General features: G+C 69.3%; 24 protein-coding genes. 17 read left to right on the plus strand and 7 right to left on the minus strand.

What is annotated here, in order from left to right:
- Positions 1-102 precede the first annotated feature (102 nt).
- The 10 genes from K6T25_RS11790 to K6T25_RS11835 all read left to right on the plus strand — a co-directional run bounded on the left by K6T25_RS11790 (position 103) and on the right by K6T25_RS11835 (position 9,225).
- Positions 103-1,380 carry an ABC transporter substrate-binding protein gene (locus K6T25_RS11790; protein WP_222914313.1) on the plus strand — a complete coding sequence of 426 codons (1,278 nt, stop codon included), beginning with the start codon at positions 103-105 and terminating at the stop codon, positions 1,378-1,380.
- Between the two features lie 10 nt (positions 1,381-1,390).
- Positions 1,391-2,467 carry a carbohydrate ABC transporter permease gene (locus K6T25_RS11795; protein ID WP_222914315.1) on the plus strand — a complete coding sequence of 359 codons (1,077 nt, stop codon included), beginning with the start codon at positions 1,391-1,393 and terminating at the stop codon, positions 2,465-2,467.
- Complete coding sequence (locus K6T25_RS11800; RefSeq protein ID WP_222914317.1) at positions 2,464-3,426, plus strand: carbohydrate ABC transporter permease; 963 nt, start codon at positions 2,464-2,466, stop codon at positions 3,424-3,426. Before K6T25_RS11795 ends, K6T25_RS11800 begins: the two co-directional genes overlap by 4 nt.
- A 397-nt stretch (positions 3,427-3,823) precedes the next feature.
- Positions 3,824-4,972, plus strand: coding sequence for an ABC transporter ATP-binding protein (locus K6T25_RS11805; protein ID WP_222914319.1), 1,149 nt, complete (start codon positions 3,824-3,826; stop codon positions 4,970-4,972).
- Between the two features lie 117 nt (positions 4,973-5,089).
- Positions 5,090-5,866 carry a pirin family protein gene (locus tag K6T25_RS11810; RefSeq protein ID WP_222914320.1) on the plus strand — a complete coding sequence of 259 codons (777 nt, stop codon included), beginning with the start codon at positions 5,090-5,092 and terminating at the stop codon, positions 5,864-5,866.
- Positions 5,867-5,951: 85 nt separating this feature from the next.
- Positions 5,952-6,551: a superoxide dismutase gene (sod, locus tag K6T25_RS11815; protein WP_222914322.1), complete on the plus strand. Its 600-nt coding sequence runs from the start codon at positions 5,952-5,954 to the stop codon at positions 6,549-6,551.
- A gap of 188 nt (positions 6,552-6,739) precedes the next feature.
- Positions 6,740-7,435 carry an MBL fold metallo-hydrolase gene (locus tag K6T25_RS11820; RefSeq protein ID WP_222914324.1) on the plus strand — a complete coding sequence of 232 codons (696 nt, stop codon included), beginning with the start codon at positions 6,740-6,742 and terminating at the stop codon, positions 7,433-7,435.
- A gap of 79 nt (positions 7,436-7,514) precedes the next feature.
- Positions 7,515-7,976, plus strand: a complete 462-nt coding sequence (locus K6T25_RS11825; RefSeq protein WP_222914326.1) for a cupin domain-containing protein — start codon at positions 7,515-7,517, stop codon at positions 7,974-7,976.
- A 65-nt stretch (positions 7,977-8,041) separates the two neighbouring features.
- A complete protein-coding gene (locus tag K6T25_RS11830) occupies positions 8,042-8,389 on the plus strand; it encodes a DUF5827 family protein (protein WP_222914328.1) in 348 nt (115 codons plus the stop codon).
- Positions 8,386-9,225 carry an ATPase gene (locus tag K6T25_RS11835; RefSeq protein ID WP_222914330.1) on the plus strand — a complete coding sequence of 280 codons (840 nt, stop codon included), beginning with the start codon at positions 8,386-8,388 and terminating at the stop codon, positions 9,223-9,225. The genes K6T25_RS11830 and K6T25_RS11835 overlap by 4 nt, the downstream gene beginning before the upstream one ends.
- 52 nt (positions 9,226-9,277) lie before the next feature.
- Here K6T25_RS11835 and K6T25_RS11840 read toward each other — a convergent pair whose 3' ends face one another.
- Positions 9,278-9,904, minus strand: coding sequence for an MBL fold metallo-hydrolase (locus tag K6T25_RS11840; RefSeq protein WP_222914332.1), 627 nt, complete (start codon positions 9,902-9,904; stop codon positions 9,278-9,280).
- Positions 9,905-10,015: 111 nt separating this feature from the next.
- Here K6T25_RS11840 and K6T25_RS11845 point away from each other — a divergent pair, with 111 nt between their 5' ends.
- From K6T25_RS11845 to K6T25_RS11865, 5 genes are all read left to right on the plus strand, one after another.
- On the plus strand, positions 10,016-10,549 hold the full coding sequence (locus tag K6T25_RS11845) for a helix-hairpin-helix domain-containing protein (protein ID WP_222914334.1): 534 nt from the start codon (positions 10,016-10,018) through the stop codon (positions 10,547-10,549).
- Between the two features lie 67 nt (positions 10,550-10,616).
- On the plus strand, positions 10,617-11,618 hold the full coding sequence (gene thyA / locus K6T25_RS11850; RefSeq protein WP_222914337.1) for a thymidylate synthase: 1,002 nt from the start codon (positions 10,617-10,619) through the stop codon (positions 11,616-11,618).
- Positions 11,618-12,184: a dihydrofolate reductase gene (locus tag K6T25_RS11855; protein WP_222914339.1), complete on the plus strand. Its 567-nt coding sequence runs from the start codon at positions 11,618-11,620 to the stop codon at positions 12,182-12,184. Before thyA ends, K6T25_RS11855 begins: the two co-directional genes overlap by 1 nt.
- Positions 12,185-12,261: 77 nt before the next feature.
- On the plus strand, positions 12,262-13,272 hold the full coding sequence (locus K6T25_RS11860) for a lamin tail domain-containing protein (protein WP_222914341.1): 1,011 nt from the start codon (positions 12,262-12,264) through the stop codon (positions 13,270-13,272).
- Positions 13,273-13,323: 51 nt separating this feature from the next.
- Positions 13,324-13,710: a tautomerase family protein gene (locus K6T25_RS11865; protein ID WP_222914343.1), complete on the plus strand. Its 387-nt coding sequence runs from the start codon at positions 13,324-13,326 to the stop codon at positions 13,708-13,710.
- Between the two features lie 14 nt (positions 13,711-13,724).
- Here K6T25_RS11865 and K6T25_RS11870 read toward each other — a convergent pair whose 3' ends face one another.
- Positions 13,725-14,480 (minus strand): class I SAM-dependent methyltransferase, encoded by a 756-nt coding sequence (locus K6T25_RS11870; RefSeq protein ID WP_222914345.1) that lies wholly within the window; start codon positions 14,478-14,480, stop codon positions 13,725-13,727.
- A 157-nt stretch (positions 14,481-14,637) separates the two neighbouring features.
- On the opposite strand from K6T25_RS11870, the gene K6T25_RS11875 reads away from it, so the two are divergent.
- The gene (locus K6T25_RS11875) at positions 14,638-15,027 is read left to right on the plus strand and encodes a DUF7522 family protein (protein WP_222914348.1); all 390 of its coding nucleotides are present in this window, start codon (positions 14,638-14,640) and stop codon (positions 15,025-15,027) included.
- A gap of 39 nt (positions 15,028-15,066) precedes the next feature.
- Here the strand turns inward: K6T25_RS11875 and K6T25_RS11880 are convergent, their stop codons facing one another.
- The 5 genes from K6T25_RS11880 to K6T25_RS11900 all read right to left on the minus strand — a co-directional run bounded on the left by K6T25_RS11880 (position 15,067) and on the right by K6T25_RS11900 (position 21,617).
- Entirely contained in the window at positions 15,067-17,904 is a 2,838-nt protein-coding gene (locus tag K6T25_RS11880) for a DEAD/DEAH box helicase (RefSeq protein ID WP_225917740.1), read from the minus strand.
- Between the two features lie 84 nt (positions 17,905-17,988).
- Positions 17,989-18,138 carry a rubrerythrin-like domain-containing protein gene (locus K6T25_RS11885; RefSeq protein ID WP_222914350.1) on the minus strand — a complete coding sequence of 50 codons (150 nt, stop codon included), beginning with the start codon at positions 18,136-18,138 and terminating at the stop codon, positions 17,989-17,991.
- 101 nt (positions 18,139-18,239) lie between these two features.
- On the minus strand, positions 18,240-19,382 hold the full coding sequence (locus K6T25_RS11890) for an NAD(P)/FAD-dependent oxidoreductase (RefSeq protein WP_222914352.1): 1,143 nt from the start codon (positions 19,380-19,382) through the stop codon (positions 18,240-18,242).
- Between the two features lie 291 nt (positions 19,383-19,673).
- On the minus strand, positions 19,674-20,675 hold the full coding sequence (mvaD, locus tag K6T25_RS11895) for a phosphomevalonate decarboxylase MvaD (RefSeq protein WP_222914355.1): 1,002 nt from the start codon (positions 20,673-20,675) through the stop codon (positions 19,674-19,676).
- Between the two features lie 84 nt (positions 20,676-20,759).
- On the minus strand, positions 20,760-21,617 hold the full coding sequence (locus K6T25_RS11900) for a 3-hydroxyacyl-CoA dehydrogenase family protein (protein WP_222914357.1): 858 nt from the start codon (positions 21,615-21,617) through the stop codon (positions 20,760-20,762).
- 157 nt (positions 21,618-21,774) lie between these two features.
- Between K6T25_RS11900 and K6T25_RS11905 the strand changes: the two genes are divergently transcribed.
- Positions 21,775-22,464, plus strand: coding sequence for a DUF7409 domain-containing protein (locus tag K6T25_RS11905; protein WP_222914359.1), 690 nt, complete (start codon positions 21,775-21,777; stop codon positions 22,462-22,464).
- Positions 22,465-22,507: the final 43 nt, after the last annotated feature.

The raw sequence follows: 22,507 nt of genomic DNA on the forward strand, positions 1-22,507 counted from the left end.
GGCCGTTGTACCAGATTTTCATTCATAGCGGAGTAAATATCGACAAGTCTTAAGTGGGCGCTACGGATACGATAGGGTAACTCCACGGATGGAGGAACGATAATGAAGAACACGGAACTCAACCGACGAGACGTAGTGAAAGGCGCCGGCGCCCTCGGGGCGGCCGGCATGGTCGGACTGGCGGGCTGCTCGGGTGGCGGTGGCGGCGACGCCCCCGTCGAAGCCCTGCATGCCTGGACCGGCGGCGACGGCGCGACGGCCGCCGAAGCGCTCGAAGAAGCGTTCAACGAGGAGTATCCGGACACGGAACTGGAGATGAACCCCATCGGCGGGGGCGGCAACCAGAACCTCGACGCGGTTGTCGCTAACCGGCTGCAAAACGACAACCCGCCCAGCACGTTCGCGAACTGGCCGGGCCCCAACCTGGGCCGCTACGAGGGCGTGCTCGGCGACATCTCCGACCTCTGGGAGGAGGCCGGATTCGCCGACAGCCACGTGCAGGAGGCCGTCGACCTGCACCAGTACAACGGCGCGTTCCGCGCGGTCCCGCTCGGCTCGCACCGCCTGAACTGTCTGTTCTACAACACCTCGGTCGTCGAGGAGGCGGGCGTCGACCCGTCCTCGCTGAACAGCGTCTCCGCGCTCGTCGACGCGCTGGAGACGGTCGCCAGCGAGACGGACAAGACCCCGATGACCCACGGCGCCAGCGGCACGTGGACGACGACGCAGCTGTTCGGCGTCACGCTGTTGGGCTCGGCCGGCTACGACGAGTACATGAACTTCGTCGAGGGCAACCCCTCGGAAGACGCCGTTCGGAGCGCCTTCGAGTCGCTCGCGACGATCCTCGAGAACTACATCAACGACGACGCCGCCTCGATCGGCCTGACCGAGTCCAACCAGAACATCATTCAGGGCGAGGCCGCGTTCATCCACCAGGGCAACTGGGCGGCGGGCGCGTACCGCAACGCCGAGGACTTCGAGTACGAGTCCGACTGGGGCTTCAAGACGTTCCCCGGCACCGAGGGGATGTACACCCTCCACTTCGACTCGTTCCTCTTCCCGTCGAACAACCCGAGCCCCGAGAACACGCGGACGTGGCTGGAGTTCGTGGGCGGCGAGACCGCGCAGGTCGCGTTCAACCAGTACAAGGGCTCGATCCCGACCCGGACCGACGTCGACATGTCCGATTTCGGTCCGTACCTGCAGCAGACGGCCGAGGACTTCGCGGACGCCGACGAGCGCCCGCCGAACATCCAGCACGGTCTGGGTATCACGGCCGAACAGCGGTCCACGCTGAACGACGTGATCTCCAGCGAGTTCTCCGGGCCGTACAACGTCGACGCCGCCACGCAGGGCTTCGTCGACGCCGTCTCCAACTGACCGCGTTCTCATGCGCGACATTCTTTCGAGCGTTCGACAACGACTCCGGCGCGCAGCCCACGCGACCCGGACGAGTGGCGACGCGGGCGACGGCGGGGAAGACGACACCGTCGCGAGCGACGACGGCGACCCAGCCCTCGACGGCGCCGCGGTCGTGACCGACGGCGGAACTGCCGCCAGCGGCGACGGAATCGCCGAACGGCTCAACGACCGGTTCGGCGACGACTTCACCGAGTCGGCGCCGTTCTGGCTGCCGCCGTTCCTGCTGGTCGGGCTGTTCGTCTACGGCGCCATCGCGTGGAACTTCGTCATCTCGCTGACCGACTACGAGGGGTTCATCGGCCCGGACTACTCGGACCTCGACTTCGAGATGTACGTCCGGGCGGCCAACGACTCGGGGGTCATCGACGCGACGGTCAACACGTTCCTGTTGGTCGTCGCGTTCACCGCCGTCGCGCTCGCCTTCGGGATGGTGCTCGCGATCCTCATCGACCGGAACATCCGGTTCGAGAACACGTTCCGCACCATCTACCTGCTGCCGATGAGCCTCTCGTTCGTCGTGACGGCGCAGTTCTGGCTGTGGATGTACAACTACAACAACGGCGTCGTCAATATCGTCCTCGGCACGGCCGGGATCGGCCCGATCAGCTGGATCGGGAACTCCTCGCTCGTCCTGTGGGCGGTGGTGTTCGCGCTCGTGTGGCAGTTCTCCGGGTACACGATGGTCGTGTACCTCGCGGGACTGCGCGCGATCCCGACCGAACACTACGAGGCCGCCCGCGTCGACGGCGCATCGACGCTGAAGATGTACTGGCGGGTCATCCTCCCGCAGCTGAAGGGGTCGACGATCAGCGCCGCCATCGTCCTGATGGTGTTCGCGCTGAAGGCGTTCGACTTCCTGTACTCGCTGGTCAGCGGCTACCGGCCGCCCAACGGGGCGGACATCCTCGCGACCAAGATGGTGCGTGAGGCGTACAGCACGAACAACTGGGCGTACGCGTCGGCGATCGCGATCATCCTGTTCCTGATGGCGCTGTCGATCATCGGCCCGTACCTGTATTACGAGTACAAACAGGGGAACCTATGAGCGACGAACCACTCGACGGATCCGACTCGACGGACTCGACCGGCCGAACCGACGGCATCGCCGACCGCCTCCGCGACGACCTCGCGGGGGTCGACGGCTACCGCGTCGCGCTGTACGTCACGATCCTCGCGATGACCGCCTTCTTCCTGACGCCCATTGAGTCGGGACTGGTCACGGCGTTCAAGACGAATCCGGAGGGGATCTCGTCGACCCTGCCGTTCGCGCCGCCGCCGCCGCGGTTCTTCACGCTTGAGAAGTGGCAGACCGCACTGGCGGCGCTCGGTCGTGGGATGGTCAACAGCGCGCTGTACGCGGTGCCCGCGACGATCCTCTCGGCGCTGCTCGGGAGCTTCGCCGCCTACGGGCTGACGCAGGCCGACTGGCGGGCCCGGTACAAGGCGCCGGTGTTGACCATGCTCGTCGCCGGGATCTTCATCCCGTATCAGGCCGTTCTCGTCCCGCTGTCGCAGTTCTGGGGCGCGATGCCGCTGCAGGAACTGCTCACGCCACTGTGGGTGCTGGGCGTGCCGGAGGCGTACACCGGGCTCGTCGAGTTGACGATCACTCACGTCGCGTACGGCATCCCGATCTGTATGGTGCTGTTCCGGTCGTACTACCGGAACGTGAGCGAGGAGATGATCGAGGCGGCGCGCCTCGACGGCGCGACGTTCCGCCGGACGTACCGCCGGATCGTCTTCCCGATCTCGACGCCGATGTTCGCGGTCGTGCTCATCTACCAGTTCACACAGATCTGGAACGACCTGCTGTTCGCGCTCATCCTCGTGTCCACCGAGTCGAGTCCGGCCGCCCCGGTCGTGCTCATCCTCGCGGGCCTCGGGGAGTCGATGGAGGGACAGGACTTCGCGCTCCGGATGGCCGGGGCGTTCATCGCCGCGCTGCCGACGCTCATCGTGTACATCATGTTCGGCGAGGAGTTCGCCGAGGGGGTGGCCACGTGAAGTGCGAGGACGAGCGAAGCGAGTCCTCGAATCGAGCGGGGAGTGAAGCGACCCGCGAGACGGGCGAGGGCGAACGCAGTGAGCCCTCGAAGCGAACGGCGAACGCAGTGAGCCGTGAGAAGTGCGAGGCACGAGCGAAGCGAGTGCCTCGAAGCGAGCGGCGACCGACGGGAGCCGCGAGCAATGCGGGGGCCGACAGCAGTGAGCCCTCGAAGCGAGCGGCGACCGGCGGGAGCCGTGAGAACCGCGAGGCCGACCGCAGGGAGGCCTCGAATCGAGCGGTGCGAGTCGCGAACGCGTACGACGCGCCGACCGCAACACCGACGGCGTGTGCCGTCGGATCGACCGATCACGACCGATCGACCCGCACTCGCGGGTCACGTGGGGGACTCTGACAATGGCACAACTCGAACTCGAGGACGTACGAAAGGTGTTCACGGACGACGACGGCTCGGATATCGTCGCCGTCGACGACGTGACGGTCGACATCGAGGACGGGGAGTTCCTCGTGCTCGTCGGCCCGTCAGGCTGCGGGAAATCGACGACGCTACGGATGGTTGCCGGGCTGGAGACGGTCACCAGCGGCGACATCCGTCTCGGCGGCCGGTCCATCGTCGGCCAGAAGCCGCAAGACCGGGACATCGCGATGGTGTTCCAGTCGTACGCGCTGTACCCGCACATGACCACCCGGGAGAACATGTCGTTCGGGCTGGAGGAGTCCACGGACATGGCGGACGCGGAGATCGACGAGCGCGTCGGGAACGCGGCCGACATGCTCGACATCCCGGAACTGCTCGACCGGAAGCCGTCGGAGCTGTCCGGCGGGCAACAGCAACGCGTCGCGCTCGGCCGGGCGATCGTCCGTGAACCGGAGGTGTTCCTGATGGACGAGCCGCTGTCGAACCTCGACGCCAAGCTCCGCTCGCAGATGCGGACGGAACTGCAGCGCATCCAGGACGACCTGGACACGACGACCGTCTACGTCACGCACGACCAGACCGAGGCGATGACGATGGGCGACCGGATCGCGATCCTCGACGGCGGCGAGCTCCAACAGGTCGGCACGCCGCTGGAGTGTTACCACCGCCCGGCGAACCACTTCGTCGCGGGGTTCATCGGCGAGCCGGCGATGAACTTCTTCGAGGCGACCGTGGAGGGCGACCGGCTGGTCACGGACCGCTTCGAGTACCCGCTGACGGCCGACATGCGCGAGGCGGTCGAGGGCGCCGACGGCGTGACCCTCGGTATCCGCCCGGAGGATATCGAGGTCACGGCCGACGACCGGGCGACCGACGGCGACGAGTTCGCCACGGTGGTCGACGTCGTCGAGCCGATGGGCAACGAGAACGCCGTCTACCTCGGCTTCGGCGGGGACGCGACGGACACGTTCGTCGCGACCGTCGGCGGCATGCGCCGCATCGACGCCGGCGAGTCCGTCGTCGCGCGGTTCCCGTCGGACGCGGTTCACCTGTTCGACGCCGCCAGCGGCGACGCGTTGCACAACCGTTCGCTGGAGGACGCTGCCGATACCGATCCGCGGATCTGAGGGTCGGCCCGCGCTCGGTTTCACCGCGCCCGTCGCCGCCGGCCGGCGGCGAGCTTCCGGCGACGCGGGCGTTATCCCCGTCGGTCGACTCGGTGTCGCCATGGAGGCGACCAGTCGATGACCGACCCAGAGGGATCCGATCGCGACGAGCCGATCCCCGGCGGACAGGTTCGTCACGGAACGGGCGTGAACTCGACGCGCGCGTTCCCAACCGAGACACACCCGTCCCACCGCGACCCGTTCGTCCTGTTCGAGCGGTTCTACATCGACCCTGACACGGGGTTCCCCATGCATCCCCACCGCGGGTTCGAGATCGTCTCGTACATGCTCGACGGGGGGATGGAACACGAGGACTCTCTCGGTGTGTCACACACCGCCCGCGAGGGCGACGCGATGCAGATTACGACCGGCGGCGGCATCCGTCACTCGGAGTTCCCCGCCGACGGGGCCGCCTGCAACGGGCTTCAGTTGTGGGTGAACCTCCCGCGCGAACGGAAGGAGATCGAGGCCGACTACGCTGACGCCGCCGCCGCGGATCTCCCGACCGCGACCGAGGACGGCGCGACCGTGACGACCGTCGTCGGCGACGGGTCTCCGCTCGAACTCCACACGCCGATGGAGTATCTCGACGCCCGCGTCGACGACGCGTGGACCTGGACGGTCCCGGACGGCTGGACCGGCTTCGCCTTCGGCGTCGCGGGCGCCGGAACGGCCGACGGGGACCGGATCGACGCGGGTGACGTACTTCCGGTCGACGGCGGTCGATCGGTCGAGTTCGCCCCCCACGATTCGCAGTCCCCGTCCGACGGTGACGACGCCGGGTTCCGCGTGGTCTGCGTCGCCGGCGAGCCGCACGACGAGCCGATCCGCCAGCGTGGTCCGTACGTGCTGTGAGCGGCTCGCGATTCCTGTCGGGATCGCTACGTAAAGCGGATTCAGGGAACGCTCTTTTGCCGGACGGCCGTACAATGAACCGCACATGAGCTACGAACTCGATCCGTTGCCGTACGACTACGACGCACTGGAACCGCACATTTCCGAGCAGGTGCTGACGTGGCATCACGACACCCATCATCAGGGGTACGTCAACGGTTGGAACTCTGCGGAGGAGACGCTCGAAGCGAATCGCGAGGAGGGCGACTTCTCGTCCTCGGCCGGTGCCATTCGCGACGTGACGCACAACTCGTCGGGCCACATTCTGCACGACCTGTTCTGGCAGAACATGAGTCCCGAGGGCGGCGACGAGCCCTCGGGCGCGCTCGCCGACCGCATCGCCGAGGACTTCGGCTCGTATGAGGCGTGGAAAGGCGAGTTCGAGGCCGCGGCGGGCAACGCCTCCGGCTGGGCGCTGCTCGTGTACGACACGTTCTCGAACCAGCTCCGCAACGTCGTGGTCGACAAACACGACCAGGGCGCGATCTGGGGCGGCCATCCGATCCTCGCGCTGGACGTGTGGGAGCACTCCTACTACTACGACTACGGCCCCGCCCGCGGCGACTTCGTCTCCGCGTTCTTCGAGGTCGTCGACTGGGACGAGCCCGCCACCCGCTACCAGCAGGCCGTCCAGCTCTTCGAGTAAGCCGGCGACGACGAACGGATCCGGAGGGATCCGAGCCGGACACCCGCGTTCTTTCGACGCCACGCCCGGTAGCCGCGGCGCCGCAAGAGCCCACCAGCACGCCGGCGAACCGTCCCGATCGCTTGCAGTGTGCGCCATCAGTACTCTCGACACCCACAGTTAGGATGCTTGCGACACACACGGAGGCCATGGAACTCGCCGAGGGCGTGTACGCGCTGGAGTTGACGATGGAGCGAGAGGAGGGAACGGCCGCGTTCCATCCAGTGGCCGTCGAGACGCCGAGGGGACCGCTGCTGATCGACGCCGGGCTCCCGGGACAGACCGATCAGTTGGCGGCGGCGCTGTCGGAGCACGGGCTCGACCTGGCTGACGTTCGTGGGATCGTCCTCACGCACCACGACGGCGACCATGCGGGCTGTCTGGCGTCGGCGCGCGAGCGTGCGGCCGACCCCGTCGTGTACGCGCACGAGGCGGCGGCGCCGTACGTCGACGGCCGGGAGTTCCCGGTCAAGAGCGACCCCGACGGCAACCGCTACGAGCCGGTTCCGATCGACGTGGAGCTACAGGACGGCGTGACGTTCCGGACGAAGGCCGGGCCGATGCGGGCGGTGTTCACGCCCGGCCACGCGCCCGGTCATCTGGCGTTTCACCTCCCCGAGGCCGAACTGCTGCTCGCGGCCGACGCGCTCCGCGGCGAGAACGGGGAATTGATCGGCCCGGCGGAGCACTTCACGCCCGACATGGCCGAGGCGACTCGATCGGTCGGACGCCTCGCGGGGTTGGACGCGGAAACGGTCCACTGCTACCATGGCGGCACCGTTGACGCCGGGACCGCCGAGATCGAGGCGATATACGAATCGTTGACGGCCGAGTACTCGAGGTAGGGAGTCGGGGTCGAGAACGGGCCGCACGGAGGTTCCGCCGCCGGACGATTCATATCGCCACCGACCGAGGCGCCGATCGATGGAGCACATCGAGATCGACGAGGTCGAGACCGGCGGCTTCGGCAACGACGTGGAGATGCGACGCCTCACCGACGCGCTCGGGACCGAGGACATGGCGATCAACCACTACCGGCTCGAGCCGGGCGAGGGGTTCTCCGGCGGGCTGCACACCCACCTCGATCAGGAGGAGGTGTTCGTGATCCTCTCGGGGGCCGCGACGTTCGAGACGGAGGACGGCACCGTCGAGGTCGGCGAGGGGGAGGCGGTCCGGTTCGCGCCCGGCGAGTACCAGACCGGGAGCAACGAGGGCGATGAGGCCGTCGACGCGCTCGCGCTCGGCGCGCCGGCGGACTCGACGGAGGTTCGTGTGCCGGTCGAGTGCCGCGAATGCGGGCACGAGGCGCTTGCGGCGGTTCCGGACGACGACGGCATGGGGTTCGTGTGTCCCGAGTGCGGGACCGAGGCCGACCTCCCGACGTAACCGCCGGCGATCGCGACCGCTCCCGACCCGTCGCCCTTTAGCGACGCCGCGAACTACCGACGGGTATGCCGATCGAGAAATCGGAGTTCCCGGGGCTGTACCCGTGCGACTTCTACACGCCCGCGGAGCTGTTCGAGCCGGACCGGATGTACACCGTCTACGAGATCGCGCGGCTCCTGCAGGGGCTGGAGCCGGACGCCGAGATCGACGAGGGGACCGAGGAGGTGCTGCTCGACTGGGCGATCCCGTGGGTCATGACGAACGCGGAGGAGCTCGTCGTCGCGGAGCCGCGCGGGGACGACGAGCCCGGCTACTACGGCGTGCGCCGGCCGGAGGACCTCGACGGCGCCGGCGACTCGGCCGACAGCGACGACTCCGAGCACCCGGACGACGCGTCCGCGGACGGAGCGTGAAGCTCCTCGTCGCCGGGGGCGACCCCGTCGACGCGGGCAAGACGACGTTCGCGGTCGGGCTCGCCGCGCGGCTCCGCGACGACGGCTCGCGACCCGCCGTGTTCAAGCCCCGCGCCGGCAACGACCGGTGGTTCGACCACGACGACGTTCGCCTCGCGGCGGACGACGGCCGGCTGTACGGGAAAGACATCGACCGACTGCTCCGGGCCGCCGAGGGCGACGCGACCCACGAGCGGCGGAACCCGATCCACCGCCTCTGGCGACCGACGTCGGGCGAGACCGGGCTGCTCGGCGAGTCCGGTCGGACGTTCCTCGTCGACCGCGTCCGGACCGCCGACGGCGACGAGTGGGTGGTGAACGGAACCGCCGAGGTCCCGTCCCGACTCCGCGATGATCTCCCGCTCGGGGGCGCCCGTCGCGTCGACTCGATCCGGGCGGTCAACGACGCGATGCGCGAGCTCCACCTCCCCGCGCTCGACCGCCTCGCGGAGGACGTTCGCGCGGCCGGGGAGTCGGGTGTCGCGCTCGTGGAGTCGTACGGGGACGTGGCGATGCCGCTTCGCGAGGTCGAGTTCGACGCGGTCGCCGTCGTCGACCCCGGTCGGTGTCGCGTGTACGACGGCGACCGCTGGGCGCTCGCGCGCGAGACCGCGACCGGCGACCGCGACGAGGGGACGCTTGAGGTCCACGTCGACCGCGTGACCGCGATGCTCGATCCGCTCTCGACACACGACCTGCGCCCGCTGACCGGCGAAGAACGAGGCGACCCCGACGCCGTCGCGTCGGCGTACCGCGAGGCGTACGGCGAGTTGCTGGCGGCGGCGCGGGATCGATAGCGCGACTGACAGCCCGGGGCCGCTGACGGCTGCGCTGCGTCCGGTCGCCCCGCTACCGCGTTCGCGCCGCTCGCCCGGCGAGTTCCACGTGATCGAACGGCGAGTCCAGCACGCTGGGCCCGTGGCCGACGTGTAGCTCTCGGAGGCCGTCACCGTCGACGCGGTCGCGAACGCGGTCGATACTGCGGATCAGTGCATCTCGGTCGCCCTCCTCCAGATCCGTCCGGCCGAAGCCGCCGTTCTGGAAGATCAGGTCGCCGGCGAACAGGACGCCCGCGTCCCCGTCGTACAGACAGAGGTGGTCGTTCTTGTGACCGGGCGTGTGCAGCGCCTCGTAGCTGCCGAGACCCAAGTCGACGCTTCCGCCGTCGGGGATCTCGTTGTCGACCGAGGGCTGGCTCGTATCGAAGCCCCACGTCTCGACGCCGAAGGCGTCGCACACGGCCTCGACGTTGCCGACGTGGTCGTGGTGGGTGTGGGTGAGGACGACCGCGTCGAGGCCGTCGACGCGCTCGCGGACGAGCGGGAGGACGTCGAAGTTCGAGCCGGTGTCGACGAGGACGCGTCGGCCCGCGTCGCCGTCGTCGGTGGTCGCCGAGGAATCGGCGCTCGCGGGGCCGGACACGAGGAACGCGTTGCTCGTGAACGCCTGCACGCCGGCGGCGAGGTTGTGGATCATGGACGTGCGTTCGGCGGCACGGGTCTTGGGGGTTCGCGTTCGGCGCCGTCGCGTCGGTGGCGGCGGCCCGGAAGCGAAACCGATAGTTGCGCCCGAGGTCACCGCTCGGCCATGTCGACGGACGCGTCGGCGGTCCCCGACCCGCGCGCGGAGATGGAGGAACGAGGGTACGAGATCGTGTACAGGCCGCACGAGGAGATGGCCCGCTACAACGCGTTCTACAACGTCGAGTACGAGGGCGAGGTGATCGCGCCGCCGGCCGCGCGGCGCGAGGGCGTGCCGCTGAACGAGGTGTGGGTGAGCGAGCTGTACCGCCCCTACGAGCGGTACCTCCTCCACCACGAGCTGAGCGAGATCCGGTTCCGCGCCGAGGGGTACGGCGTCGAGGAGGCGCACGAGCTGGCGTTGGAGGCGGACACGGTGTTCGAGGGCGACCCGAAGTGGGAGGAGCTGTGGACCGAAGTGAACGTCGTCCCGCCCGAGCGCGTCACGGCGCTGGAGGGATTCGGACCGACGCTGTTCGAGCGGATCCAGCGGAACCGGCCGTACTGCGACATGGACGAACTCGGCGAGGTACCAGGGATCGGACCGGAGCGACACGGCCGTCTCCGGGGGGCGTTCTGGTGTCTCGACTGCGATCTGTAGCGGTCCGCGTCCGCCGTCGGTCGCCACCTTCGGTACGTTTACGGCGACCCGGCCGCCCCTCTCGCGTATGCAGCAGTACCTCTCGACCGTGGAGGACGTACTCCGGGACGGCGCCTACAAGCCGAACCGGACCGGCGTCGACACGCTCTCCTCGTTCTCGGCGCACTACGAGGCCGACCTCGCGGACGGCTTCCCCCTGCTCACGACGAAGGACCTGTCTGGCTTCCGCTGGAACTCGCTGATCCACGAACTTCTCTGGTATCTTTCGGGCGAGGAGCACGTCCGCGACCTTCGCGAGAAGACCGGCATCTGGGACGCGTGGGCAGACGATGAGGGGCGCCTCGACACCGCCTACGGTCGCTTCTGGCGTCGCTACCCCGTTCCGGAAGAGGGGCTGGAGGGCGAAACGTGGCCCGACGAGACCCACCGGTGGATGAACGACGACGAGCGCACCTTCGACCAGCTCGCGTACGTCCTCGACACCCTCCGCGAGAACCCGAACTCCCGGCGGATCGTCGTGAACGCGTGGCACCCCGCGAACGCGACCGTCTCGACGCTCCCGCCGTGTCACTACACCTTCGTGTTCAACGTCCAGGGCGACCGCCTGAACCTCCATCTCACCCAGCGCTCGGGCGACCTGGCGCTCGGCATCCCGTTCAACATCGCCGCCTACTCGATCCTCCTCACGGCCGTCGCTCGGCGCACCGGCTTCGAGCCCGGAACGTTCGCCCACAGCGTCGTCGACGCGCACGTCTACTGCGGGACTGAGGACCGCGGCGACTGGTACGGGCGGAACCGCGAGGAACTCGCCGGGCGCGTCGCCGCCGCGGAGTCGAGCGAGGCGTATCGGGAACTGGCCGACTGGGTCGAGGGGACCGCGCCGGCGGAGGCCGACGGCGACGAGAAGAAGGACCACGTGCCGGGGCTGCTGCGGCAGTTGGGCCGCGAGCCGCGCGAGAAGCCGACGCTGCGCGTCGCCGACAAGCCCCTCGACGACCTGACGTTCGACGACATCGAGCTGCTCGACTACGACCCCGCGCCGGGCATCGAGTTCGCGGTCGCCGAGTGATGGACGACGACGACAGATCCCCGCCGAGCGATGGCGATACTGACGGCGACGGCGACGAGGACGCCGACGTTCGCGTCTCACTCATCGCCGCCGTCGCAGCCAACGGCGTCATCGGTGCCGACGGCGGGATGCCGTGGCACTTCCCGACCGACATGCGTCACTTCAAGGAGACCACGACCGGCCACCCGGTGATCATGGGACGCCGGACGTACGAGTCGATCGCGAGCGACGTCGGGGGGCCGCTCCCGGACCGAACGAACGTCGTCCTCTCGCGGTCGAGCCCGGACCTCTCGGACGACGTGATCGTCGCCGACTCCGTCGAGGAGGCGCTCGCGGCCGCCCGCGGCGACGCCGCCGAGCGGGGCGTCGACAGGGTCTACGTCGCCGGCGGCGGCGACGTCTACGAGCAGTTCCTCCCGCTCGCCGACGAGCTGGTGTTGACGGAAGTTCACGAGTCGTACGAGGGCGACACCACGTTTCCCGAGTTCGACCCCGACGAGTGGCGGGAACTCGAGCGCGACGAGCGCGACGGCTTCGACTTCGTCGTCTACGAGCGCGCTCGATAGGCCGGTTCGCGCTCGCCCCGCCCGATTCCCCCGGTCGCTCCAGAACGCCTTTCGACGTGCCCCCCGACGTGTCGAGTATGTCCACCCGCGGTCTCGCCGCGCTCGCGTGTTGCCTCCTGCTCGTGGTCGCGGGCTGTGCCGCCGAGCCGGCCGGCCCGTCGACGGCCGGGAGCGCCGACGCGACGGAGACGGTGCCTCCCGGATCGGGCGGAACGCCGGTCACCGCCTCGCCTCCGGCGAACGGCCCTCGCGTCACGGTCGTCGAGATCGTCGACGGCGACACGTTCCGGTTCGAGTACGAGAACGGCACGACGGACACCGCACGCCTCCTCGGTGTCGACACGCCAGAGGTGTACGGCGAGAACTCCCCGGACGAGTTCGAGGGCGTCCCGGACACGGACGCCGGCCGGTCGTGTCTGCGCGAGTACGGCGACCGCGCCAGCGCCTACGCGAGGAACCGACTCCTCGGCGAGGAGGTGACGCTCGCGTTCGACTCGAACGAACCACGCCGCGGGTACTACGATCGGCTGCTCGTGTACGTCCACCACGACGGCGGCTCGTTCAACTACGCGCTGATCGACCGGGGCCTCGCCCGCGTGTACGACTCCTCGTTCGAGCGCGGCGACACGTTCTACGCCGCGGAGGAGCGCGCGATGGCGGGGAGTCGCGGACTGTGGTCCTGTCGGAACGGCACGCCCGGTCCAGCCGGCGACGACGAGACGACCGCCACCGCGACGGTGACCGCAACGCAGACCGGCGACGGCGTCGTCGTCTCGCGGATCCACGCCGACGCCGAGGGCGCCGACGGCGAGAACCTCAACGACGAGTACGTCGTCCTCACGAACCGCGGGGACGAGGCGGTCGACCTCACGGGATGGACGCTGTCGGACGAGGCGGGCTTCACCTACGAATTCCCCGCCGGCGTAACGCTGGCGGCGGGCGCGTCGCTGACGCTCCACGTCGGCAGCGGCGAGGACACCGAGACCGACCTGTACTGGGGTCGGGGTCGACCGACGCTGAACAACGACGGCGAGACGGTGATCCTGCGCGACGCGAGCGGGACCGTCGTCGCGGAGCGGTCGACCTGAGGCTCCCGCCGCCGCCGACACAGCTATCCGTCGTACGCGGATCGTTCACTCGTGCCACACCTTCGATTCGATCTCTCCGTCGCCGTCACCGACGCCGAGCGCGCGTCGTTCGCCGACTGGGTCGCCGAGACGTACGCCGAGGTCATGGACACCGGAACCGACCACGTGGGCGTGTCGGTCGTCGAGAGCGACCCGCAGTTGGGCGGCGCAGATCCCGAGGATCCGGTCGCGCTCGTGAACGCGGACGTCCGTGTCGGGCGGACCGTCGAGCAGCGCCACGCGCTCGCCCGCCGCCTGACCGCCGAACTCGGCGATCGATTCGGCGTCCCCGAACGAACGGTGTACGTCGTCGTCACGGAACACGAGGGGACGGACTTCGTCCTCGGCGGCGACCCGCTGGACGACTGGGGCGCCGCCGAGCGCGACGACGGAGACTGAGCGATCCCGAAGAGTCAGCCCTTCCGCAACACCGCCTCGTAGTGGTGGTCGTTCGTGTACCGCACCGTGGCGACCGACCACTCCGAGCCGACGCACGCCTCCCGGAGTACGTCGGGCGCGAACGGCCGGAACAGCAGGGTGTCGCCCACGTCCCCCTCGTACTCGAAGTGCATCACGCGGTAGCCCATGCCCGGCGTGGGGTCGGGTCGCCACCCGAGGAGGTCGCGGACGCCGTCGGCGTCGGGGTCGTAGTTGTCGAGGACGGCGACGGCGTCGTCGGTCGTCACGACCGCCATATCCGCCAGAAACTCGCGGAGGCGGTGTGGCGGCCGGGCCAGTCCGAGTTGGGTTCCGTGGGCGTAGACGGCCCGGAAGCGGTCCCGGTCGAACTGCTCGCGCAGCGCGAACATGTCGCCTCGAACCGCCGAGTCGACGCCGCGCTCGCGCATCGTCGCGACGAGGTTCGCGGACGACTCCAGCCCCACCACCTCCCCCTCGTAGCGTTCCTGAAACCGGAGTACGTCGCGTCCGGCCCCCGCACCCAGATCGAGCAGCGGCGTCGCCAGCCCGTCGGAACCGAGCGTCTCGTACACCGACGCGTCGCGCTCGGCGAAGTAGAACCGCTCGATGGGGTGATCGAGGCGCTCGTTCCCGTCCACACACCACAGCGGCTCCGTCCGCTCGTCGCGTGCGAACTCGCGGATCGCGCGGCCGAACGGGTCCGTTCCGTCGGTGCGGGCGTCGTCGCCCCCGGAGTCGGCGGTCGTCATACCGGCCCCGACGGGAGCGGTCAGGAAAACGATGTGTGATATCGGGTACCGCGACACATAGCGGGTGGCCGACCCTCCCACCGGTTCGGGGAGCGAAGAAACCGGCAAGGATGGCAGCTACCACACCGACTACCGACGCGGCCGGCAGTCGGGTGGTATGTCCCAACTGCTCCCCGACGAGGCCGCGGATCGACTCGTCTCGACGTGCCGGACGACCGTCGGCGACAACGCCCGCTCGGTGACGTACTTCTCGCGGACTGACCACGAGCAGCTGTATCTGCGCGACGACCTGGAGCAGGACGCCGACCTGATGGCGTTCATCGGCACCGAGCGGCAGGACTTCGCGATGGCCAGCGACGGCTACTCAGGCACGGAGCTGGGCGGGTACCGCTACACCCTACGTGTGTTCGAGAACGGCTACGCCGTCCGCATCGACGGTCGCGACAAGGGCGTGCTCGTCACCAGTGACGGGATGGAGCTGCGTGACTTCAACCACCTCGCCAACGCCGTCTCCTCGACGCTAGAGGAGTGGGAGGGCGAGGACTGACGACGGCGCCGGCGAACCCGGAGAGTCGGCCCGCCACGGTCACTCCCAGAAGCTCTTCGTCCGCGCGTACTGCCGCTCCTGTTGCAGGATGTCTCGGTAGAAGTCGTCCTCGTCCTCCCGAAGCTTCCCGATGATCCGCGCGGCGTTGTGCGGCCCCACCCCGCGGGCCGCCAGCGCGATCACCGCCTGCTTCCCGTGCGCCTGCACGAGATTGGCCGAGCGGTTCGCCTTCCGGGTGAGCTGCCTCTGCTCCTCGTCCTTCTCGCTCGCCTGGACGGCCTGGACGACCTCGTCGGCCCACGGGTTCAGCGCCGCGATGCGGGTGGATCCGCACTCGGGACACTCCGGGCTGTCGCGGACGCGGCGCACCTTCGTCCGCTGGGTCCACTCGCCGCAGTGGACACAGAGCTGGATCACGTGGTCGTCCATAATTCGATCCCGGATCGTCTCGATCACGGAGGCGTCGGCGTTCTCGGGGACGAGGAACTCCCGGCCCGAGGAGCGGCCGTCGGTCCCCAGCGGCGTGCGTTCGCGGGCGGCGACGACATCGACCTCGCCGGCGTGGATATCGGCGAGCAGCTCGGCCGTCTCCTCGACTGCGAGTTCGGTGTGGAACACCTCCCTGACGGCCTCGTCGAAGACGGGCGTGTCCTCCAGCGCCGCCATGAGTCGGTCGCCGCCGAACCGTTTGTTCCCCTGATACCGCTTCAGCGCGCCGAACTTCGCGGCGACGTGCGCGAGCGTGAACTTGAGCGTGTCCGAATGCTTCAAGGCGAGTTCGAGGAGGGCTTCGACGTGTTCGGCGTCGGTCTCCTCCAGCACCTGGATAACCGTCCCCGGTGTCACGCCGTTGGGCACTTCCAACTCGATGCGGTAGGGGTCCGCTTCCATCCCGACCGACGAGCCGGTCCGCTGGCCGACGAGCGCCGAGAGGAGGCGCCCGAGCGTGCGGTTCACCTCGTGGCCGAAGGCGGCGTTGACGGCGATCGACCGCCCCCTGCCCTCGACGACGATGCGCGAATCCGTCGGCATCGGGTGGCCCGCCTCGACGTGGCGGCCGACCGTCTCGAGCCCCACGCGGATCGTCTCCGCGCCGGCGGGGTACCGGCCCGCGAACTCGCGGGCGACCGCGTCGGCGTCGGCGCCGCCGGCGAACTGCGGCTCGGCGACGCCGCGCATCTCCCCGACCTCCGCGGCGACGGCGCGGGGGACCGGGATCTCCTGCCCGGTCCAGGAGGGCACCTCGCCGGCGGGGTCCTCGATGGGCGCGACGTTCACCTCCGACTCCTCCTCGTCGATGTCGTTGATCCGCCACAGCTCCCCGCCCTGAATGAACGCCTCGCCGGGCTGGGCGAAGTTGACGACGAAGCGCTCGTCGAGCGTGCCGATCTGGCGGCGCGAGGAGATGTCGTACACGTCGTACGTCTCCTCGTCGGGGATCATCGAGAGGTTCCGGTAGTAGTACTGCCAGGTGCCGCCGGAGGTCTCCAGCACGTCGCGCTCCTCGTCGATCCACAGCAGCCGGTTCCCGGACAGCTCCCGGGCGACCTCGCGGAACGTCTCCTCGGGGAGATCGCGGAAGGGATACGCCCGCGTGATCAGATCGTACGCCTCGCGGGCGTCGACCTCGCCCATGTCCATCAGCAGGCCGACGATCTGGTTGGCGAGCGTGTCGAGGCTGCCGTGGTGGATGCCCGACTCCTCCACGTCGCCCTCGACGGCCCGCCGGGCGATCGCCAGCGCCTCCATCGTGTCGTCGGGGCTGTCGGTGACGACGGTGCCGCGGCTCACCTCGTCGCGGCGGTGACCCGCGCGGCCGACCCGCTGGAGCAGGCGCGCGACCTCGCGCGGGGAGTTGTACTGTACGACGTGATCCACCCTCCCCACGTCGATCCCCAGCTCCATCGAGGAGGTACAGACGAGCCCGTCGACATCGCCGGCTTTGAACCCGTCCTCGACTTCGATCCGGGCGTCCTTCGACAGCGACCCGTGGTGGACGCCGATCGGCTCGCCGAGCGTCTTGAACCGCGATCCCAGCGCCTCCGCGGTCTGCCGGGTGTTCACGAATATCAGGACCGACTCGTGCTCGCGGACGATGTCGCGGATCAGCCGGACGTGGCTGGCGATGTCCGGATCGGTCGCGAGCTTCCCGGCGAGGCGTTCGTCCTCCGCCGTCACCTCCGGGGAGACCACGTCGAACTCCACCTTGCTCCCCACGTCGACTTCGACGATCTCACAGCCGCGGTCGCCGGTGAGGAACTTCCCGACCTCCTCCGGGTCGCCGACCGTCGCGGAGAGACCGATGCGCTGGAAGTCGCCGGCGAGCCGGCGCACGCGCTCTAACCCGACAGTCAACTGGGCCCCGCGTTTCGAGGCCGCCAACTCGTGGACCTCGTCGACGACGACGTGGTCCACGTCCGAGAGGGCCGCACGGAGTTTCTCACCGGTCAACATCGCCTGCAGCGTCTCCGGCGTCGTCACCAGCACGTCCGGGGGGTCGTTCGCCTGCTTGCTGCGCTGGTAGTCGGTGGTGTCGCCGTGGCGCACCTGCACGTCGAGGTCGAGGTACTCGCCCCACCACTCCAACCGCTCGCGCATGTCCCGGTTGAGCGCCCGCAGCGGCGTCACGTACAGGGCGCCGAGGCCCTCCGGACGCGTCCCCGCGAGCGCCGACAACACCGGCAACATCGCCGTCTCGGTCTTGCCGGTCCCCGTCGGTGCGATGACAAGGGCGTCCTTCCCATCCGCCAGCGGCGGGATCGCCCGCCGCTGTGGCGCCGTGGGCGTCGTAAACCCGCGCTCGGAGAGCGCCGACCGGACCTCGTCGCCAAGCGCCGCGAAGGCGTCCATCCCCGTCGCTCGCGGCGTGTCGGTCATCGACGAGAATAACGGCGCGAACCGGTTAAGCGTCGCGCTCCCGGCGTTCGCGAGCCGCGTCGCTACCGGGGTCGGGCCCGCCGCTCACTCCCGACTGACGGCGATGTTTTGGACGGTGCCGTCACACTCCGGGCACGTCCCGGGATGGCTGTCCGTTCGGGTCCGCGCGCCGCAGCCGAGACACTCGAACACGCCCTCGGACGCGCTGTACGGATCGATACCTGATGATGGCATACGCTATCGAACGACACGGTTTGATGTAAGCGTTAGCTGCATATTCAACGCATCAGTTCTAGGTGTACAAGGGAGAACGGTGGACGATCGTTCGATTCTCGTTATCGGAGTTCCGCCTCGGCCAGCTCGACAGCCTTGCGGACGGCGCCAACGGACGTGAGATAGCCGGCGCCGACGCCCGCCTTCGACGCCCTCGCCGCCGTGCCGGTGAGCACCGTCGGCCCCAGCTGCGCCACCGCACGGTCCCCGACGGAGACGAGCCACCCGGGCACCTCGAAGCGGTACGTCGCGAGCCGGGGAGCGAAGTCGTCCGGGGAGGCCGACAGCTCGTGGTCGACCAGCCGGCCGACGTTCTCGGCGGCCGTCTTGGCCTCGCGGATCGCCGCGGACGCGGAGGCGGGGACCGGTTCGCCGTCCGCGTCGACGACGCGGGCGGCGTCGCCCAGCGCGAACGTGCGGTCAGTGAGTCGGAGGTCGGCCCGCACGACAGGACGGTCGCCCTCGACCGCGTCGTCGCCGGCGATGCCGCCGGTCCAGACAAACTGGTCGTAGCGGAGGTCACCGCCGTCGGTGGCGATCCGGTCGTCGAACACTCGTTCGACGGCGGTGTCCGTCTCGACGTCGACGCCGCACGCCTCAAGCTGTTCGTGGACGGCCCGACTGAAGCCCGCGGGGAAGTTCGGGGCCACTTCGTCCAGCTGCTCGACCAGCGCGATCTCCACGTCGTCGGGCACCTCGGCGCCTTCCTCGCGGGCCAGCGCGGCGAGTTCGCCGGCGACCTGCACGCCCGACAGGCCGGCGCCGCCGACCACGACGCGCCCGCCGTCGTCGACCAGCTCCGAGAACTGCTCCCGGATCGCCGCGGCGTCGTCGAGCGACTTCAGCGGCGTCGCGTGCTCGCGCAGCCCCTCGATCCCGTAGTACGCGGTCTCCGAACCGAGACACAGGGCGCCGTAGTCCCACTCGATCGCGTCGCCGTCGGCCAGTTCGGCTCGGCCCGCGTCGGGGTCCACGTCGACGACGCGGTCGACGACTAGTTCGGCACGGTCGAGCAGGTCGTCGAGGGGTACCGAGATCGCCTCCGCGACCGCCGGCCGGCGGATCGCGCGGTGGGTCTCGTGGACGAGCACGTGGTCCGCCCTCTCGTTGACGAGCGTGATATCCACCTCCGGCGGAAGTCCGGATTCGAGCCTTCTGGTCAGGGCGACGCCGGCGTAGCCGGCGCCGAGAACGACGACATGCATACGGGCCACCGTATGGGGCACGTGGGTAAGGGCGTGACGGGCGTCGAAGACCCGGCGGGGTCGTCCGAACGTTCAACTACGGAGCCGGGACCAGCACGCCCATGACGTGAGGACGGCCCGCGGGCGACGAGCGGGTGTGCGGCGCACCGCTCGCGGGTGACGGAGTCGGCCGAGAGATCGTCGGCGCTCCGGGACGCAACTGCGCCGCCTGTCAGCCCAGGACACAGCGACGGCTCCGTGTCGGCCGAACCTGTGTCCGCTCCCGTCGAAACACGGAGCGGCACTTCCGAGTCAGAACAGAGACTTCGACTCCCCGAGTACGCGCGCCGGACCGCCGACCTCCCAGATATCGGTTTCGACGCCGACCTCGGCGACGCGCTCTTCGACGCGCTCGGCGTGCTCGGTCGGCGTGTTGACGTAGACGCTCGCGCCGGTGTCCGTCGAGAAGTACACCGGAATCTCCTCCTCCTCCCGGAGTTCCCGGACGGCGTTGAACACGGCGATGGTTTCGGGCTGCCAGTACACCCAGCCGGCGGGGCCGGTCATCGTCGTCGCCGTCAGCGACAGCGAGTCGTGCTCCGCGATCTCGAAGATCCCAGAGAACTCTCCGACGCGGAGGCGGTCGCGCATCCGCTGAAGCTGCTCGTGAACGTGGGCCATCCGCGCGTCGAACATGTGGCTCGCCTCCGCCTCGCGGTGGGCCTCCTCGGTCTCCTTGTACGAGGGAACGAGCGCAGTCACCACGCGGAGGTCCTCCTCGGGGTCGAAGCCGTCCGGACCGACACCCACGTCGAGGCGCTCGGCGCGGCAGTCCTCGTCGTTCATCCCGGCGTACAGCACGGAGTAGGCGCCGGTGACGGCGCGAGCGGCCGACGACGAGCCGCGGCGCGCGATCGTCGAGATCTCGGGTCGGGTCATGTCGAGGCCGGCGGCCTCCACCAGCGACGTCGCCAGCGCCGCGAATCCTGAGGAGGAGGAGCCGAAGCCGACGTTCGACGGGAACGAGTTCTCCGATTCGACGCGGACGGCAGCGTCGAGATCCGCGAGCGCGCGGACGTGGTCGGCGACCATCTCGATGCGCTCGGCGCCGCGACCGTCGACGACCTCCCCGTCGATCCGGAACTCGTCGTCGGTCGGCGACGCGTCCGGCTCCCACTCGACGGTCGTCGTCGTCCGCGAGGGGGCCGTACAGAGACTGATCGAGTCGTGGTACGGGAGGCGTCGCTCGGCGTCGCGCATCCCGTGGTACTTCACGAGGCCCTGGATGGGGTGGGCCGTCGCGGTGGCCTTCATACCCGCCGAACGGGCGGGCGGGTGGTTAGTCGTTCCGAATGCCCCTCCCCCGACCCGTCGAGCGGCGCGGACGATCGGCCCGCGTCACTCGTACTCGTAGAATCCCTCGCCGGTCTTCTTCCCGAGGTCGCCGGCTGCGACCTTGCGTTTGAGGAGGTACGCCGGCTTGTACCGATCGCCGAGCTCCTCGTGGAGCGTCTCGCTGGCGTCGAGGCAGATGTCGAGACCGATGTGATCGGCGAGTTCCAGCGGGCCCATCGGGACGTTCGTCCCGAGTTTCATCCCCTTGTCCATGTCCTCCTTGGAGGCGACGCCCTCGTCGTACGCGCGGATGCCCTCATTGATCCACGGCATGAGCACGCGGTTGGTGACGAATCCGGGCTTGTCGTCGCTTTCCCACGTCTCCTTGCCCAGATCTTCGGCGAACGCGTGCGCCAGATCCGTCGCCTCGCCGGCGGTCTTCTCGCCGGTGACGACCTCGACGCCGGTCATGATCGGGACCGGGTTCATGAAGTGGAGGCCGACGACGAGGTCCTCGCGGTCGGTCGCCGAGGCGATCGTCGTGATAGAGAGGGTGGAGGTGTTCGTCCCGAGCACGACGTCGTCGTCGGTCACGGCTTCGAGATCCTCGAAGATGTCTTGCTTCACCTCCATATCCTCCAGAGCGGCCTCGACGACGAGGTCGGCGTCCGCGAGGTCGCCGAGATCGGTCGTTCCCGCGATCCGGTCGTAGATCGCCCCGGGCGAGTCGTCGAGTTCTCCCTTCGCGTCGAGGCGCGACAGCGACGACTCGATCGCCTCCAGCCCGTTGTCGACGAACCGCTGTTCGATATCGCGCATCACTACGTCGTATCCGGCCGTCGCGGCGACCTGGGCGATGCCGTTGCCCATCGTCCCCGCGCCGACGACGCCCACCGTCCGGATTTCCGAGAGTTCGCGCATGGGAAGTGATGTCCCGTCACCCACCGTAAGCGTAGCGGAGCGACGGCGGGAATTATCCGCTCGTGAGAACCCGCGCAGAAAGATTAAATCCTCCGGGTTCGACCGGTTCGATAGGTGACCAGGTGTGGGGGATGAGAACGTCAGGGAGTTGAAATTCGTGGGCCCGGCGACGGCCGCCGTCATCGTGGACGCGCCGTTCGACGCGGCGGACGTTCGCGACAAGGCGGTTTCCTACCGGATGCTGATCGACGCGGGGGTGAACCCGGGCGTCGCCGCGCGCATCCGGCGGGAGCACTCGCTGGCCTGGTCGTTCGAGTCCGAGGGCGAGGATCTCGCCCGCCGGTCGACGCAGGTCCGCGGGCTCGGCGACGACGAACGGGCGTGGGTCGCCGCCTCCTCGGGCGACTGGCAGGCGGACGACGGCGGCGGGACCGGCGACGTGGACGAGGGAACCAGTGACGACTGGGGCGACACCGACGGCGACGAGGTCGACGGCGCCGACCAACCGGATGACGGGGCGCCGGACGGCGAGTCGCTCGGCGACGACGCGGCCGCCGAGCGGGCGTGGGTCGCCGCCTCCGCTCGCGGCGACGCGTCGGGGACGAAAACCGACGGCTCGGGCGACCCGGTCGCCGCGGAGTCCGCGTGGCGTGAGCGGTCCCGCCCCACCCCGGTCGTGGACGTCGAGGGAGTGAGTGACGGAGACGCGGCCGACCTCGCGGAGGCGGGCATCATCTCCGCCCGCGCGCTTGCGGTCGCCGATCCCGAGGCGGTCGCCGAGGCCCTCGATCGCGACGCCGCTCGCGTGGTCGACCTTCGCGACGCGGCCGCCGAACACGTCGACTGATCGACCGAAGGCGATACTCGCGATCGAGTAAATATCAGTTCGC

Source organism: Halobaculum rubrum (assembly GCF_019880225.1).
GTDB classification, from domain to species: domain Archaea; phylum Halobacteriota; class Halobacteria; order Halobacteriales; family Haloferacaceae; genus Halobaculum; species Halobaculum rubrum.